This window comes from Sporosarcina sp. FSL K6-1540 (assembly GCF_038620285.1).
In the GTDB taxonomy this organism is placed as follows: domain Bacteria; phylum Bacillota; class Bacilli; order Bacillales_A; family Planococcaceae; genus Sporosarcina; species Sporosarcina psychrophila.
In genome coordinates this window covers 3457765-3474189 of the sequence record NZ_CP152018.1, presented here as the reverse complement: position 1 = coordinate 3474189, position 16425 = coordinate 3457765, and the positions used below count along the sequence as shown (strand labels likewise).

General features: G+C 43.1%; 13 protein-coding genes and 1 other annotated feature. Of the genes, 2 read left to right on the top strand and 11 right to left on the bottom strand.

Going from position 1 to position 16425, the window contains the following annotated elements; translation table 11 throughout:
- Positions 1 to 10 precede the first annotated feature (10 nt).
- Positions 11 to 1285 carry a histidine--tRNA ligase gene (gene hisS / locus MKY15_RS16390; protein WP_338652736.1) on the bottom strand — a complete coding sequence of 425 codons (1275 nt, stop codon included), beginning with the start codon at positions 1283 to 1285 and terminating at the stop codon, positions 11 to 13.
- Between the two features lie 170 nt (positions 1286 to 1455).
- Positions 1456 to 1692: a binding site (T-box leader), on the bottom strand.
- Positions 1693 to 1843: 151 nt separating this feature from the next.
- Between hisS and MKY15_RS16385 the strand changes: the two genes are divergently transcribed.
- Positions 1844 to 3358, top strand: a complete 1515-nt coding sequence (locus tag MKY15_RS16385) for an N-acetylmuramoyl-L-alanine amidase (protein ID WP_187047851.1) — start codon at positions 1844 to 1846, stop codon at positions 3356 to 3358.
- A 212-nt stretch (positions 3359 to 3570) separates the two neighbouring features.
- On the opposite strand, the gene dtd is transcribed toward MKY15_RS16385, so the two are convergent.
- From dtd to MKY15_RS16350, 7 genes are all read right to left on the bottom strand, one after another.
- Positions 3571 to 4011 (bottom strand): D-aminoacyl-tRNA deacylase, encoded by a 441-nt coding sequence (gene dtd, locus MKY15_RS16380; protein ID WP_338652737.1) that lies wholly within the window; start codon positions 4009 to 4011, stop codon positions 3571 to 3573.
- Positions 4012 to 4027: 16 nt separating this feature from the next.
- Complete coding sequence (locus MKY15_RS16375; RefSeq protein ID WP_067208213.1) at positions 4028 to 6226, bottom strand: bifunctional (p)ppGpp synthetase/guanosine-3',5'-bis(diphosphate) 3'-pyrophosphohydrolase; 2199 nt, start codon at positions 6224 to 6226, stop codon at positions 4028 to 4030.
- 159 nt (positions 6227 to 6385) lie between these two features.
- Positions 6386 to 6898, bottom strand: a complete 513-nt coding sequence (locus MKY15_RS16370) for an adenine phosphoribosyltransferase (RefSeq protein WP_342538036.1) — start codon at positions 6896 to 6898, stop codon at positions 6386 to 6388.
- Positions 6898 to 9237: a single-stranded-DNA-specific exonuclease RecJ gene (gene recJ, locus MKY15_RS16365; protein WP_342538035.1), complete on the bottom strand. Its 2340-nt coding sequence runs from the start codon at positions 9235 to 9237 to the stop codon at positions 6898 to 6900. The genes MKY15_RS16370 and recJ overlap by 1 nt, the downstream gene beginning before the upstream one ends.
- Before the next feature lie 149 nt (positions 9238 to 9386).
- Positions 9387 to 9731, bottom strand: a complete 345-nt coding sequence (locus MKY15_RS16360) for a lipopolysaccharide assembly protein LapA domain-containing protein (RefSeq protein ID WP_067208205.1) — start codon at positions 9729 to 9731, stop codon at positions 9387 to 9389.
- A gap of 93 nt (positions 9732 to 9824) precedes the next feature.
- Entirely contained in the window at positions 9825 to 12095 is a 2271-nt protein-coding gene (gene secDF / locus MKY15_RS16355; protein WP_067208203.1) for a protein translocase subunit SecDF, read from the bottom strand.
- 181 nt (positions 12096 to 12276) lie between these two features.
- A complete protein-coding gene (locus MKY15_RS16350; protein WP_338652740.1) occupies positions 12277 to 12597 on the bottom strand; it encodes a post-transcriptional regulator in 321 nt (106 codons plus the stop codon).
- 96 nt (positions 12598 to 12693) lie between these two features.
- Between MKY15_RS16350 and MKY15_RS16345 the strand changes: the two genes are divergently transcribed.
- Positions 12694 to 14211 carry an oligosaccharide flippase family protein gene (locus MKY15_RS16345; RefSeq protein WP_338652741.1) on the top strand — a complete coding sequence of 506 codons (1518 nt, stop codon included), beginning with the start codon at positions 12694 to 12696 and terminating at the stop codon, positions 14209 to 14211.
- On the opposite strand, the gene MKY15_RS16340 is transcribed toward MKY15_RS16345, so the two are convergent.
- The 3 genes from MKY15_RS16340 to tgt form a co-directional block, all read right to left on the bottom strand.
- The gene (locus MKY15_RS16340; RefSeq protein ID WP_067208196.1) at positions 14205 to 14846 is read right to left on the bottom strand and encodes a DUF421 domain-containing protein; all 642 of its coding nucleotides are present in this window, start codon (positions 14844 to 14846) and stop codon (positions 14205 to 14207) included. The two genes, MKY15_RS16345 and MKY15_RS16340, sit on opposite strands and share 7 nt — an antisense overlap.
- A gap of 134 nt (positions 14847 to 14980) precedes the next feature.
- Positions 14981 to 15244, bottom strand: coding sequence for a preprotein translocase subunit YajC (gene yajC / locus MKY15_RS16335; RefSeq protein ID WP_067208193.1), 264 nt, complete (start codon positions 15242 to 15244; stop codon positions 14981 to 14983).
- Between the two features lie 40 nt (positions 15245 to 15284).
- Positions 15285 to 16424 (bottom strand): tRNA guanosine(34) transglycosylase Tgt, encoded by a 1140-nt coding sequence (gene tgt / locus MKY15_RS16330; protein WP_067208191.1) that lies wholly within the window; start codon positions 16422 to 16424, stop codon positions 15285 to 15287.
- Position 16425 lies beyond the last annotated feature (1 nt).

Below are 16425 nucleotides of genomic sequence, written 5' to 3'. Positions count from 1 at the left end.
CCGCCTCTCTTTAGCCAATCAATGTTTCTTTAAGTTTTTGAACCAGTTCAGCAACAGGAACTTTTACTTGCGCCCCGTCAGCCATATTTTTCAATAAAGCAACGCCTTCCGCTACTTCATCTTCACCGATTAGTACGACTGTCCGTGCATTCAATCTATCTGCCGATTTCATTTGCGCTTTCATTTTCCGGTCCATATAATCCATATCCGACCGAATACCAGCTTCTCGAAGTGCACCAAGCAATTTAAAGCCTGGACGACGTGCTGTTTCCCCAAGAGTAACGATATAAACGTCAAGTACTGGCTCAGCTTCAAACGATTTCCCTTCAGCAGCCATCGCAAGAAGTAAACGCTCAATACTCATCGCAAAACCGATACCTGGTGCAGAAGGTCCACCGATTTCCTCAGCGAGACCATTGTATCTACCACCGCCGCACAAAGTCGTAATCGCTCCGAATCCTTCCGAAGTGCTCATAATTTCAAATGCTGTGTGATTATAATAATCAAGGCCACGCACAAGATTTGCATCGACTTCATAAGAAATCCCTGCATCGTCGAGATAACCTTTTACATCTGCAAAGTATTGAGCAGACGTTTCATTCAAATAGTCAGCTAAGGATGGTGCTGAAGCAATGAGCGGATTGCCGTTATCGACTTTACAATCTAATATGCGTAGTGGATTTTTTTCCAATCTAGATTGACAATCAGAACAGAATTCCCCTATATGCGGATTGAAGTGCGCAATAAGCGCTTCGCGGTGCGCTATTCTGCACTCTGTATCGCCTAGCGAGTTAATAACAAGTTTCAACTTTGTCAATCCCACTCGCTTATAGACATCCAGTGCCAACGCAATCACTTCTGCGTCAATCGCAGGATCTGCGCTGCCGATTGCTTCTGCTCCAAATTGAACGAATTGACGGTAACGTCCTGCTTGCTGACGCTCATAACGGAACATTGGACCTGTGTAAAAAAGCTTTACAGGCTGATCCGGGTAACCAAACATTTTATTCTCCACGAAAGAGCGTACGACAGCTGCAGTTCCTTCAGGTCGTAGCGTCATTGAACGATCGCCTTTATCCGTAAAGGTATACATCTCTTTTTGAACGACATCAGTTGTCTCACCTACGAGACGTTGAAATAATTCCGTTTGTTCAAATATCGGTGTACGGATTTCTTTATAACGGTAGATATCGCATACTTCGTTAATGATTTTTTCTGCTTGCTGCCATTTCCATGTTTCAGATGGCAAAATATCCTGAGTTCCTCTTGGCACTTTGAAAATCATATAAATTCCCCTTCCTAAATAAGAATTGCAGTCTAAGTACACCACGACCTGTAGCAACTAAGAGGGATGAAGTTCAATCCCTATCCACTGCATAACCTACTTCCTGTAGGCACGCCGAAGCCTAGACACGTTAGTCGGTACACAAAAAAAGACCCCCATCCCTTGCCTATGCAAGGGACGAGAGCCTTTATAGCTTCCGCGGTTCCACCCAAATTGACGCAAAAGTTTGCGCCCACTCTAAAACCGGATAACGGCCGGTTCCGTCTGTACTTACTGAATTAGAAATCGTTCAGCACAGAGCCTCGATGGTGTTATTCATTGTAAATCGCTGTAGGATGGATTTCAGCCACGTCCGTCCCTCTCTTGTCAGTCAATTATACAATTACTTTCCATGTCGTTGGCATAAATATAACACGTACTATCCGTGTGAGTTAAATTGTTAATTAATCATCATCTTAATGATTCTGCGTCATAGTGTCAACCTTTTTCGATTAATTGTAGTTTTTTGTAGTGAAAACTTCTACAATGGACTGTAGGGGGTATGATATTTTGTCAAAAATGAGCAAATGGATGATCGCATTCATACTTTTATTCAGCGTATTCCACGACATTCCAACTACTTACGCTAATACGGAATCAGTCGTCGTTGATGCAAAATCCGTTCACATCCGGTCCGGTGCCGGGCTTACTTCTGCTGTAATCGGCTCGCTAAAACAGGGTGATCGGGTAGACGTTATTGCTGTTTCTGGAGACTGGTACCAAATCCAGCATGGCAACAGTTCTGGATGGATTGCATCTTGGCTAACTGCTTCCGCAGATCAAGCTACTGGGACAAGTACCGCAGTCGTTTCACGCGTCAGTCAGTTAAATGTGAGATCCAGTCCTTCCACCAATTCAGCAGTACTTGGTCGGATGGCCGCTGGGGACGAAGCAATTGCCACTGGAAATGATGGTGAATGGACTTCCATTACATTTAACGGCACAAGCGGTTGGGTACATACAGATTATATTACACCGGTGGCAGATCAAACTGAACCACTGACAACCAATCAAGCCGCAACACCCGAGTCATTTACCGTTTCAGTTGAAGCACTCAACGTCAGAAAAAATGCAGACCTTACCTCCAAACGAGTAGGACTCATCCGTCAAGGTGAATCGTATGACGTTAAGGTAGTCAATGGCAATTGGGTACAAATTTCATTAGATGATAACGAATTGGGTTGGGTCTACTCATTCCACGGCACGCTCACATCGAATGGCAACCAGACTTCCGAAAGCTCAAATTTAGGAACGGTTACCATCCTGTCAAATGGGACGAATATCCGTGAAGCCGCTACGACTTCTTCACAGATTGCCGCTCGAGCAGATGCAGGAGAAAAGTTTCCAATTGTTAAACAAGATGGCGACTGGTATGAAATTTCTTTACCGACAGGGGCTTCTGCATTTATTGCTACATGGGTAGTCTCTACGGGCGACGAGGTACTATTGACAGAACCCGTTATGAAAGAATCAATCCCACGTGTTGCCGGCACTTTAAAGGGGCTTACTATCGTGATTGATCCTGGACACGGCGGTAATGACCGCGGCACAACAGGAGCCCGTGGAACAGACGAAAAGGACATTACAATTCTTACTTCTGAATTATTAGCAGCTAAATTAAAAGCTGCAGGCGCGAATGTGATCACAACTCGTGAAACAGACACTTATGTATCGTTGAGAAAACGAGTCGCTATCAGTAATCAGCATGCTGCGGATGCATTCATCAGTCTCCATTATGATGCCAATCCCGATTCTAGCGTAGCGGGCTTTACGACGTATTACTCACACGCACATCAACAAGCGCTTGCTTCTTCGGTTAATGACGGGCTTGCCTCATCAGTGAATTTGCGTAACCGAGGATCACAGCCTGGCGATTTCCTAGTTCTTCGTGAGAATAGGCAAAATGCTATTCTGATTGAACTAGGTTTCCTATCGAATTCTGCTGAGGAACGAACGGTCACAAGCGACATGTTCCGTGAACGTGCGACGCATGGTATATATCAAGGGCTTCTCGACTATTTCAATGCTAATTAACTAGAAATGTTGAGATAAAGAATCCCATTGAATTCGCCACGGCGCTAGGGGATGCCTTCGCTTAGTTTGTATAGAATACAATTACTAGTAGTATGAAGAATAATGCAACGTGCCAGTTACTGACACCACGCACTGTATAGAAAAGGACGTACCAAACACTCTCCAAAAACATAAAGGACCTTCCCAGGTATTGAGGAAGGTCCTTTTCCATGTCATTTCGAGTCTAGAATAATCGTTACAGGCCCATCGTTAATGAGCTCGACATCCATCATTGCGCCAAAAACACCGGTTTGAACTTTCAAGCCTTCTTCTTCTAATTTTTGGTTGAAGAATTCCCAAAGCGGTTTTGCCTGTTCGGGTCTTGCCGCTTCAATGAAACTTGGGCGACGTCCTTTTTTCACGTCTCCGAACAAAGTAAACTGGGATACTGAAAGAATATCCCCCCCTACCTCAAGGATTGAATGGTTCATCTTCCCCTCCGTATCTTCCCATAAACGAAGGCCTGCAATTTTCTTCGCAAGATAGGCAGCGTCTTCTTCGCTATCCGAGTGAGTTACACCAACAAGGAGCACGTAGCCCTTTTCAATTGACCCCGTTTTCTCCCCATCGACGCGGACAGTAGCTGGACCCGATCGTTGCAACACAACTTTCATTTGTTACACCTTCCAATCAATTAATGACACGTTCTACAGAATAGATATCGCGGATTTGTTTAATCCGATCAACAATTCTTTGCAAATGTGCAATATCCATAATTTTAATCGTCATATGAATGCGGGCGATTTTGTCTCGGTCCGCTTTGCCACTGACCGCAACCATCGGCGTTTTCGTATCGGCGACAACCATCATCACTTCATTCAACAACCCTTGTCGATCAAAAGCTGACACTTCTATATCAACCAGGAACTCTTTCCTTGAACTAGAAGGCCCTATCGCCCATTCGACGTCGATAATTCGATCATGCTCATCATCTTCGACCACAATATTAGGGCAGTCGGTACGATGGACGGAAACACCGCGACCTTTTGTGATGAATCCTACAATCTCATCACCTGGGACTGGATTACAACACTTCGATAACCTAATTAGCAAATTGTCGATCCCTTTAACAATAACACCTGATTCAGTCATTTTTTCCGGTTGAGGGGATTTCATGTCTGAAACGATTTTGTCAATTGTATCTTGTTGTTCACGTACTTTCCGTAACTTTTCAGCAAGACGATTAACTACCTGCTGAGCGGTTATACCATTGAACCCAACAGCTCCATACATATCATCTTCGGAAGTGAAGCTGAATTTTTCGATTGTGCGTTTAATATTTTCCTGTGTTAGTACTTCTTTCACATCAAACTCTTGTGATTTTATTTCTTTTTCAATCATTTCTCGGCCTTTTAGGATGTTTTCTTCCCGGAGTTGTTTCTTGAAAAACTGCCGAATTTTATTTTTCGCCTGCGATGTATTGGCAAGTTTTAACCAATCACGGCTTGGTCCAAGCGATTGCTTCGATGTCAAAATTTCAATAATATCTCCCGTAAACAATTCAGTATCAAGCGGGACCATTTTTCCATTCACTTTTGCACCTATTGTCCGATTCCCAATTTCTGAGTGGACACGGTAGGCAAAATCGATGGGGACTGAACTTGCCGGCAGTTCAATAACGTCTCCGTCCGGCGTAAAGACATAGACCATATCCGAGAATAAATCGAATTTAAGTGATTCCATAAATTCTTCAGCGTTAGATGATTCGTTTTGAAATTCGAGTATCTCTCTGAACCAAGTCAATTTCGAATCAATATTACTTGGGGTTTCGGCTACCGTTTTTCCTTCTTTATAGGCCCAGTGTGCTGCAACTCCGAATTCAGCAATTTTGTGCATCTCTTCGGTCCGAATTTGTACCTCAAGCGGATCGCCAGCCGGCCCTACTACGGTCGTATGCAACGACTGATACAGATTCTGTTTTGGCATCGCAATATAATCTTTGAATCTGCCAGGCATCGGCTTCCATAATGTGTGAATGATACCAAGAACCGCATAGCAATCTTTAATACTTGAAACGAGAATTCTGACAGCCAGAAGGTCATAAATCTCATTGAATTCTTTCTTTTGGATAACCATCTTGCGGTAAATTGAATACAGATGTTTTGGACGTCCTGAAAGATCAGCGTCAATTTCCATCTCTCCAATTTCCGTCTTGATTTGCTCCATAACGTTTACTAAATAGTTTTCTCGTTCGACACGTTTGCGCTTCATCATATTGACAATTCGATAATATTGCTGTGGGTTTAAATAACGTAATGCTGTATCTTCTAACTCCCATTTAATAGCTGAAATACCTAAACGATGGGCAAGTGGTGCGAAGATTTCCAGCGTTTCAGCCGCAACCCGGCGCTGTTTTTCTTCCGGGACATGTTTTAACGTTCGCATATTATGGAGCCGGTCCGCTAATTTAATAAGTATGACACGGATATCCTGAGCCATTGCTACGAACATTTTACGATGATTTTCTGCCTGTTTCTCTTCTTTGGATTTATATTGTAATTTTTCGAGTTTCGTCACACCATCGACAAGCATTGCCACTTCTTCTCCAAAATCTCGGATGATGTCGTCCCTGCTGATGTCTGTATCTTCCACAACGTCGTGTAGAAACCCAGCTGCAACTGTCGAAGGGTCCATTTCCAATTCGGCAAGAATACCCGCTACTTGGACAGGGTGAATAATATATACCTCACCTGAACTTCTATGCTGTCCTTCGTGTGCAGTTTTCGCTGCCTCATATGCTTTTTTGACGAACTCAACATGTTCTTCATTCATATAAGAGGCAACAAGTGTGAATATTTCTTCCGCCGTCATGTCACGATTTTTCGCCATACGATTACCCCTTCCGACTTTATCCGCAAAAATGATTGTATTACCTATTGTATGTATAAATACATGCTCGTGTAAAGGGTTAGTATATGGAAAAGTGGTTCGCACCTTCATTCTGAACATATGAAAAGATCCCCCGCTTATTATCGCGGAGGACCTTTTTCAATATGTGATCAGTGAACGCATGTCATAACCTTGCAATTTTTCACGACCGCTTAAATACGATAACTCTATGATAAACGCACAGCCCGCAACAACTCCGCCTAGTTTTTCAACTAGCTCGACTGTCGCTCCCACCGTACCGCCTGTCGCAAGAAGATCATCGACAATCAATACACGTTGACCAGGCTTTATGGCATCTTTGTGAATTGTTAATGTATCTTTTCCATATTCAAGATCATATTCGACTTCAATTGTTTCTCTTGGCAACTTTCCGGGTTTACGGACAGGAGCAAATCCTACTTCCAGTGCATAGGCAACTGGGCAACCAATGATAAATCCACGCGCTTCAGGGCCAACAATTATATCAGTATGAACCTCTTTCGCAAACTTAACAATTTCATCTGTTGCAAATTTATAAGCTTGACCATTATCCATGATTGTTGAAATATCCTTAAAGCTGATTCCCTTTTTCGGATAATCCGGTACAATCGTCACATATTCTTTCAAATCCATTAGTGTTCCTCCCTGTCGACAATTCCATTTCGCACAGTATCGAACCATTGTTTCAATTCCATATAAGGCGCATATAGCAGTCTTTTCTCAAGCTCAATTTGACGTTCACGCTCTTTATAAGCTGGCGCTTCCGTCAAATCGCGTTTACCGGCTGTTTCCTGAACGGAAACAAAACCATCTTCAATCTTAACAAATCCTAGCTCAGAAAACACCTTTGACATGAAATAAACCGTATCTTTTTTCCATGCTTTATGTTTTGTGAGCTGAGCACCGTTCGTAACGAAGTCAAATTTCTCACGTTTTTTCAAGAAACTGTAATACCAGCCAAACTGCTCACGATCAGGAATTCCATCAAAATACCTTGATTCGGATGCATGGAAATGTGCATAGACGCGATCTGGATGGACAGAACCTACAAGTTCTTCAAGTTGGATAACATCGTCCGGTATATCTAGAAGGACAAGATTTTCAGCCTTCGTTATTGCTTCTTGTCCAAATAGAGTAATAACAATCCCCTTCATGGATGATTGAAAATGTGTCACCGTTTGTTCATGGAAAGCAACAAACACTGTATCGTCTAATGGAATGGTTGGCAGCCATCTTGTTGCTTCGCGTACGCCACGCAAATCGAACAGTTGCCAATCATCTGAACGGATATCGCTGATTAATAACTGTGGCTTCTTATTACCATTCCATTCATTCACCTGCAAATCGCCCGTAACCGACAACTTTACACCTGGTGTCAGTTGGTCCGCAATAGGACCCAGTCCGAATCCAATGGCATCAAGTGAAACGCCCTCATCCGCTAATTCCAGCTTCATATGATTCTTTGCCGCACCAATTTTCCGAACAGTCGTGGCTGTAATATCTTCGATCATATAAACAGGCTTTTCAAAAGCCATTCCAAATGGACGCAGCAGTTCCAGTGATTCCAAAACGCTAACATCAATTTCACTAATTGACAGTGGAACATCGATACGAACTTCAGGCGTCAACATTTCTTCAGTCAACACCTCAACTGCCTGTTTATTCAGGTTTTCACGTAGCGTAACAACGTCTGTCACTGCAAGAGACATTCCCGCCGCCATCTGATGACCTCCAAAGTGAGGTAGAAGCTGCGCATTTTTGGATAGCTCGGCAAACATATCAAAACCAGCAATACTTCTTGCAGACCCTTTCGCAATTCCTGTTTCCCTGTCAATCGACAAGACAATTGACGGACGGTAATATTTCTCAGTTAATCTTGATGCTACAATTCCCACCACACCTGAATTCCAACCTTCTCCTCCGATAACGAAGACGAGCGGAACTGTATCACCATACATTTTCAATATCATGTCTTCCGCTTCTTTAGCTATTTCAGCTACAATCGCTTGTCGTTCCTTATTCAGCGTATCAAGTTCTTTTGCCAATGTTGTCGCAAGCGTTGCGTCTTCTGTCTTCAATAGTTGAACTGCCGGGGTAGCATCGCCTAGACGCCCAGCTGCGTTCAGACGAGGCCCAATCATAAATCCGATTGACTCCTCTGAGAGTGTTGCTTGTTCAGTGCTAGCGATGCGTGCGAGCGCCTGGATTGCAGGACGTTTTGAAACACGCATCTGCCTGATGCCCTCTTTGACGAAATATCTGTTTTCATCGCGAAGCGGAACTAAATCTGCAACTGTCCCGATAGCAACAAGTTCAAATAAGTCTTCCGGAACATCTTCAAGTAATGCGCACGCAAGTTTGAATGCTACACCTACCCCAGCAAGCTCTCCGAACGGATACTCCCCTTCTGGATGTCGAGGATGGATGATGGCATCTGCTGCTGGTAACACTTCACCGATTTCATGGTGGTCTGTAATGATGATGTCCATTCCGAGTGATTTCGCATATGCAATTTCATCAACACCCGAAATGCCATTGTCGACAGTAATAATAAGCGAGGCCCCTTTTTCGTATAGCTCCAAGAAAAGGTCTTTATTCGGTCCATAGCCGTGCTGGAACCGATTGGGTATCGCATAGAACACATCTGCACCCATTCGCTCCAAAGCCGTTGTAAGGACCGTCACACTCGTCACACCATCACCGTCATAATCGCCATAAACAGCAATTTTTTTATCTGAAGCGATTGCTGTTGTTATGAGCGACACCGCTTTGTCCATATCATATAGTAAAAAAGGGTCATGCATGCTAGATGCATCCATATGTAAAAAATCTTTTGCCACTCCGGAATCTATTATTCCCCTTGAAGTAAGTATTTTTGCCTGGACAGATGAAATGCCGAGATCCTTTGTCAACATTGCTACAATTTCTTCATTCGGTCGTTCCACTTTCCATCTTTTCATTGATTCGATCAAATTCCTTCACATCCTTACATTCATTATAGCGGATGGGCTCCGACTCTAAAAGAAAAGACTGCTAAAATTCCCTGAAGTAGAAGTCTGCACTAAATCGTTAACAAAAAAGAGCATCTTCCCTGTATTAGTAGCTGGAAGACGCTCTTTGCTTATACATTTTTATTTTCGATAATTACTTCATCATTGGATGGTAAGGCTGTGTACTTTTGCAGTTCCGCAATTTCATTCTGTTGTGCTGCAATTGTAAGCTCTTTGGTGGTCATTTCTTTCATAAGTTCTTTTATGCGGCGGCTTGATTGAAATGACAGGAACATCGCGACAAACCCGCTGACTACAGCACCAAGAAGAGCTGCACCTAAAATAACAAGAACGAGTGGCCACTGTGCTTTGCCAAACACATAATTGACTTGTACCGCGTCAACATTAAAGACAGCAAAGATGGCGATAATAATGGCGAATAATAGACCTAGCAACAAATTCCATTGAAACTTCATATAGTTTTCCCCTTTCATTAAGAAAAAAATAGAACAGAGTATACATAAAGTATACCCTGTTCCATGAATAACCGAAACTTATCATAATAGGTGTTAAACGATAGGTTCGTCTGAACCCCATTGTTTCTTCTTGTCTTCGACTTTAATGGCACCTTTTTCATTGATTTCACGTTTCTTCAGATCAAACCAGATTTGAGCTGAGATGAAAATCGATGAATAAGTTCCCGCAAACAATCCAATTAGAAGTGCGATTGAGAATGTACGGATTGATTCTGCACCGAATAGCATAAGCGCTACTACGACAATGATAACAGTGAGTACCGTATTTACAGAACGTCCAAGTGTCTGACGCAATGATTTGTTAACGATATCCGCCAGTTCTGCTACATCATCGATACGACCTCGATGGTTGATATTTTCCCGTATCCGGTCAAATGTCACAATCGTGTCATTGATGGAATAACCAACAATCGTCAACACGGCGGCGATGAAGGTGATGTCGACTTCTAGACGCAAAAGACTAATTGCTGCTACCATAAAGAACACATCGTGGAGAAGTCCGACGATGGTCGCGACCCCCATACGCCATTCGAAACGAAGTGCAACGTAAATAACGATACCAAGCATGGCAATAAGCAATGCTTTAATGGCGTTTTTCGCAAGTTCCTTACCAACTGTTGGTGAAACAGTTGATATATTTGGATCTTCGCCATACTCTTTTGCAAGATCAGCTTTAAATTTGTTGACTTCTTCTTGTTTAAACTCATCTACGTAACGCATGACAGCCATATTCCCCGTATCGCCAGAAATAACGATATCAGTTGAAGGGTGCCCGATTTCATCTAGATAAGTAGATATTTCATCTTTCGTCACTGGATGGTCTGCAAGCACTTCAACACGTGTACCACTCGAGAAATCAATACCGAGGTTCAGCTTGAAGATTCCAAGCGCAATGACACCACTAATTAGCAATACTGCTGAAATGGCATAGAATTTTTTGCGCGAAGCTACGAAATCGAAACGATCAAATTTCGTTGTCAGTTCCAATGTTTCAATATTTTCTTCGGGTGCATGAACCCTACTTTTCGGAATGCCGAACCATGCTGTTTTCCCATCAAACACACCACTATCGACGAGAAGACCCAAGAGTATACGAGAGCCCCATACAGCCGTCAAGAAGCTGGCTAGAATACTGATGATAAGGATTGTTGCGAAGCCTTTCACTGAGCTTGTCCCGAATATAAACAGGACAACTGCTGCAAGAAGCGTCGTGATATTAGCATCTAGAATGGCGGTGAAAGAATTTTTCGCTCCAGCCATAAACGATGTCTTGATAGATTTACCAACACGTAATTCTTCTCGTATCCGTTCATACATCAAGATATTCGCATCGACTGCCATTCCAACCCCGAGCATGAGTGCCGCAATACCAGGCAGCGTAAGCACACCATTAATCAGCGTGAAGACGAGCAAAATGATGAAAATATAAACCGACAATGTAATAACTGCCACAAAACCTGGCAGGCGGTAATACACAAGCATGAATAGGAAGATAAGCGAGATACCGATTACTCCCGCAAAAATTGTCTTGTTAAGCGCTTGTTCACCGAACTGCGCGCCGACTGATGTCGAGTAGACTTCCTTAAGATTAACAGGTAATGCACCTGCGTTTAATATTCCAGCAAGATTTTTCGTCTCTTCTAAAGAGAATGATCCCGATATTTCAACGTCTGATGAGTTAATCGGGTTTGCCACATAGGGTGCGGAAACGAATTTAGGTTTTTCTTTCGTTACTTCCGCTCTAAATGAATCTTCACCTTCTATGAAGTCTAACCAGATGACCATTACGTTCTCTGGTTTTTTTTGTGAGATTGATGTTGTCACTTCACCGAATTTAGTCGGTGATTTCATTTCAAGCGTAACAACCGGGTTACCATTTTCGCCAAAGTTAGCCTTGGCCTTCCCCTCTTTCAAGTCGTTTCCGTCTAGAAGGAGATTGTCATCGGCATCCCTGAACGTCAAATTTGCCTGAGTCGAAAGTAGCTCCCTAGCTGATTCTTGGTCCTCGACTCCCGCAAGTTGCACGCGAATCCGGTTACCCGACTCGATTTGGATACTTGGTTCACTTACCCCAAGTACGTCAACCCGATTTCTTAGTGCATTCGCTGTATCTTTAACCATTTCTTCTGTTATATCTGGGGCGCCGTCTTTCAAAGGTTCAACTTGATAAAGGACTTCAAAGCCGCCCTGTAAATCTAGACCCAGTTTTACATCGTTCACTACCGGTTTCGCAGTCGTCCCAATCGTCAAGCCAAACACGACGATTAATAATAGAAACGCTACGATCCGTCCTCTTCTTTTCATAATCCAATTTCCCCCTCTAAATATGGAGTGCAACTGTACGGCATTTATCTATGTACATACTCCGAGAATAGCGACAGCGCCCCGCAACAACTAGGCGCTGAATACTACACAATTATAAAAACACAATATGTCTATTATGAAACACAGTCATTCATGTGTCAAATTGTCACGTTTCACTCTATCATAACTCATTTTTCGATTTATGTGGTGTCAGTAAGATTTGAAGTTCTTCACTGTTCAAGTCGGTAAACCAGTTTGCACCACGTTGTTCTTCAATCTGTGTAAACGTCATATATTCTGCTGGTGAGATTTTGAGGATTCCATTTGCAATTTCATGCATCCCCATGTCCTCGATATTTTTTTTACGCCATTTCTTCTGGACGCAAAATGTCCAAATGTCCTCTTCGGTTACTGTTGTATAGCCGTACAGATGAAATTCAGTCTTTTTGCTTTCAATTGCAGGCAGCATATGTGTGAACAGTTGTCCGAATCGTCTTGGCATCTTTTCCATCCCTTTCCTGGACAGTCGTAAGTATGGATATTTCTGCATAGGTTTAGTGTATACGAAATGACCGGAATTGAGAAGGAGTTGTTTAAATTGTCTTCATTCATCCGCGGAACTGTCGTACTGATGGTTGCCGTCTTCCTAACCAAGCTTTTAGGATTCGTCTTCCGGATTCAATTCATGCGGATTGCAGGCGAAGAGGCGGTCGGCATCTACATGACCGCTTATCCCGCTTTTATTTTTTTCCTGTCACTTGTCCAGCTTGGTGTACCGATTGCCATAGCCAAAGTGATTGCCGAACTCGAAGCGAAAGGGCAATCCGTAAGAATCCCTTCCCTTATGAAGACAGCCTCCTTCATCACTATCTTGACGGCAGTAGTATTCATTCCAGCTTCTATTTTGTTCGTTCCCTACTTAGCTGAAACACTTCTCGGTAATTCTGCTTCATCCACCACACTGTATGTCGGAATCGCAATCGTACCTATCGCTGCTATCGGGGGTTTGATCCGCGGATATTTCCAAGGTATCGCACGAATCGAAGAAACCGCATGGTCACAAATCATAGAACAAATATGCCGTATCACGCTAATCACATGGCTTTTACCACATCTCCTCGTAGCTGATAATACAGCACTGAGTGCCGCTTATGCGATGGGCGTTACGCTTCTTGCGGAAATGCTATCCGTCCTTTATTTGTTGTTCAAATATAGGCAACAAAAGAAGCGAATACCAAAACAGCAGGAGAAACTCAAGCGCTATCCAATGGAACCTTTGCTAGCCATCGCTTTGCCATCGTCTGGTAGCCGCCTATTCGGTACTTTCACTTGGTTCCTTGAGCCGATTATCTTCCTCCGTGCACTCGCGTTTTCAGGTGTTTCAGCTGTAGCTGCCACAACTTTGTACGGCATTGTATCCGGTGTCCTTGTACCGTTGCTCCTATTTCCGGCGTTCATCCCATATGCCTTGTCTGTTGTCCTAGTGCCCGCCGTAAGCGGAGCAGTCGCATCAAATAATACGAGAAAACTGAAAGAACGAATTCATCTATCGCTCCGTCTGTCCGCTTTAACAGGTACGTTTGCAGCAACTGTGTTTTTCATTCACGGTGAGGATTTGGCAGTAAAGTTATTCCATGTCACCCAGGGTGCTTCCTATATGGCGTTACTTGCTCCAGTTTTTTTCTTTTATTATATCCAAGGCCCGCTCTATTCAATTTTACAAGCAACGGGCGATGCCAAGGCAGGGATGATGAACTCCGTATATGGTGGTATTGCTAAACTGGCGGTCATGTTCATCCTCGCTTCCCAGCCTGGTTTACAGGTGACAGGGGCAGTCCTTGCGATCGGCTTTGGCGTGCTTATTACATCATTCCTTCATATAGCAACACTTCGGAAAAACAAATCGACCGCTTCCGGCTTCACCATATTTGCTCTGCCTTATGCTTCATTTATCATGACCTGTATTATGCGACCAATTTTCATCCCAATTGGAGATTTTGGTTTATTCACAGAATGTGCAATCACAAGTGTTTTCCTTCTTGTGATACTTATTTTAACGGGTCAAGTTAAAAAAAGTGATCTGTTTCTGTTCAGGAGACTACTGAAAAGTCATTGATAACTCTCTTTCAACTGAAACTTCAGTCCATCATTTTCAAATGAACAATAGAAAATCTGTTCAACATCATTTATTCCGAGGTTCAGTAGTTCTTCTAAAAGCCACTCTTCGGTTTTATCGATAAGTTCAAGATGTTTACCTTGGATAACACCATCGGAAATAAGCGAAAGTACTGGTTGGATACTGTCGTGTTTAAAGACGGACAAATTTCCCGATGGTTCCAAATAAGCGAATGAGACTTCATGAACAGAGCCAATCTGTTGTTCACGAAGTTGCTGAAATAAATCGTCAAGATTATACCGTTGTTTCCGCATTTCATGCTCAATTATTTTACCGTGCCTAATAATAAGTGTTGGTTCACCATCGACAATATCTCTAAACCTCTTACTTCTCATTGAAAAATAAGAAGAAACGACTTGAATGACGAGTAAAATAAGCATCGGTATGACGGATTGAATCAGATCTTTGTCGGGAGAATCGAGTGCAAATGCGGCAACCTCTGCCATAAAGACGAAGACCACAACATCGATTACACCCAGCTCGCCGACTTCTCGTTTACCCATAATCCGTAAGATGATCAAGATGAGCACATAAAGAAATACCGTCCTAAAACCGATAATTAATAAATCGTTCATAAAGATCTACCCCTTTTACGAAAGGATGCCCTTTACACTTCTGCTTATATACACGTTCAGTACGGAAAAAGAGGCGATTGCCTGAATGGGAAATTTCCCACTCAGCCAATCGCCTCTTCAAATTCTTACAATACTTAAATTGATTCTGTTACACGTCCAACAGCTTGTCTATCGAACTGAAGTGTCGTGCCTTCAGAAACTTTAAGAAAAACCGATGAATCATCTACAGCGTCAATCGTGCCGTGAATGCCACCAATTGTGATGACCTTATCTCCACGTTTCAAATCTCCTTGCATCTGCTTCGTCGCTTTCTGTTTCTTTTGCGCCGGTCTGATTAGCAAGAACCACATCACTGCGAACATCGCAACGAATGGCAATAGTTGTGTTAATGAACCCATATATATATCCCCCCTTCAATCAAGATTCATTATACTAGATTTAAAAGTTTTTTGCATTCGGTTTATTAAATCCGTAGCTCTCAAAAAATTCTTCACGGAAATCTCCCAGTCGATCATGGCGAATTGCATCCCTTACCTGCTCCATTAAATTAAGTAGGAAGTGGAGATTATGATAAGAAGTCAGCCTGATTCCGAAAGTTTCATCCGCTCTGATAAGATGGCGAATATAAGCCCTGCTGTACGTTTTACAGACATGGCAGCTACATTTTTCATCAAGAGGACGGAAATCACGCTCGAATTTCGCATTGCGGATATTCAAACGTCCTTCACTCGTCATAAGCGTACCGTTTCGCGCAATACGAGTCGGTAGGACACAGTCAAACATGTCTATACCGCGGATAGCACCGTCAATAAGTGAGTCAGGCGAACCTACACCCATCAAGTAACGCGGCTTGTCCTGTGGTAGAAGCGGTGTTGTGTGTTCAAGGATACGGTTCATAATATCTTTCGGCTCGCCAACAGACAAGCCGCCGATTGCATAACCTGGGAAATCAAGTGACACAAGATCTTTTGCACTTTGAGCACGTAAATCCTCAAACTCGCCACCTTGTATAATGCCGAATAGTGCTTGATCTGCCGGACGTGCATGTGCTCCTAGGCATCTTTCAGCCCATCTAGATGTCCGTTCAACGCTAGCTTTCATATATTCACGCGTTGCAGGGAACGGCGGACATTCATCGAAAGCCATCATAATATCTGCGCCTAGTGAATTCTGAATTTCCATCGCTTTCTCGGGGCTAAGGAACAATTTACTACCGTTCAAATGATGTCTGAAATGGACACCTTCCTCTTCGATTTTACGGAATTCGCTTAGTGAAAACACTTGAAAACCGCCTGAATCGGTCAGAATCGGTCTATCCCAGTTCATGAACTTATGTAGTCCGCCTGCCTCTTCAATGATATCCTGACCCGGACGAAGCCACAGATGATAGGTATTACTTAAAATAATGCCTGCTCCGACTTCTTTCAGCTCTTCAGGTGATAATGTTTTGACAGTTGCCTGTGTACCAACCGGCATAAATGCTGGTGTTTCAAATGAACCGTGTGGTGTATGGACGATTCCAAGACGTGCTCCGGTTTGTTTACAAGTTTTGATGTGTTCGTATGTAACTGCTGTCATT

What these genes read in the sequence shown, in the direction of transcription:
- hisS (WP_338652736.1), bottom strand. Translation starts at nt 1,285, where the DNA reads ATGATTTTCAAAGTGCCAAGAGGAACTCAGGATATTTTGCCATCTGAA.
- MKY15_RS16385 (WP_187047851.1), top strand. Translation starts at nt 1,844, where the DNA reads ATGAGCAAATGGATGATCGCATTCATACTTTTATTCAGCGTATTCCAC.
- dtd (WP_338652737.1), bottom strand. Translation starts at nt 4,011, where the DNA reads ATGAAAGTTGTGTTGCAACGATCGGGTCCAGCTACTGTCCGCGTCGAT.
- MKY15_RS16375 (WP_067208213.1), bottom strand. Translation starts at nt 6,226, where the DNA reads ATGGCGAAAAATCGTGACATGACGGCGGAAGAAATATTCACACTTGTT.
- MKY15_RS16370 (WP_342538036.1), bottom strand. Translation starts at nt 6,898, where the DNA reads ATGGATTTGAAAGAATATGTGACGATTGTACCGGATTATCCGAAAAAG.
- MKY15_RS16360 (WP_067208205.1), bottom strand. Translation starts at nt 9,731, where the DNA reads ATGAAGTTTCAATGGAATTTGTTGCTAGGTCTATTATTCGCCATTATT.
- secDF (WP_067208203.1), bottom strand. Translation starts at nt 12,095, where the DNA reads ATGAAAAGAAGAGGACGGATCGTAGCGTTTCTATTATTAATCGTCGTG.
- MKY15_RS16350 (WP_338652740.1), bottom strand. Translation starts at nt 12,597, where the DNA reads ATGCCAAGACGATTCGGACAACTGTTCACACATATGCTGCCTGCAATT.
- MKY15_RS16340 (WP_067208196.1), bottom strand. Translation starts at nt 14,846, where the DNA reads ATGAACGATTTATTAATTATCGGTTTTAGGACGGTATTTCTTTATGTG.
- yajC (WP_067208193.1), bottom strand. Translation starts at nt 15,244, where the DNA reads ATGGGTTCATTAACACAACTATTGCCATTCGTTGCGATGTTCGCAGTG.
- tgt (WP_067208191.1), bottom strand. Translation starts at nt 16,424, where the DNA reads ATGACAGCAGTTACATACGAACACATCAAAACTTGTAAACAAACCGGA.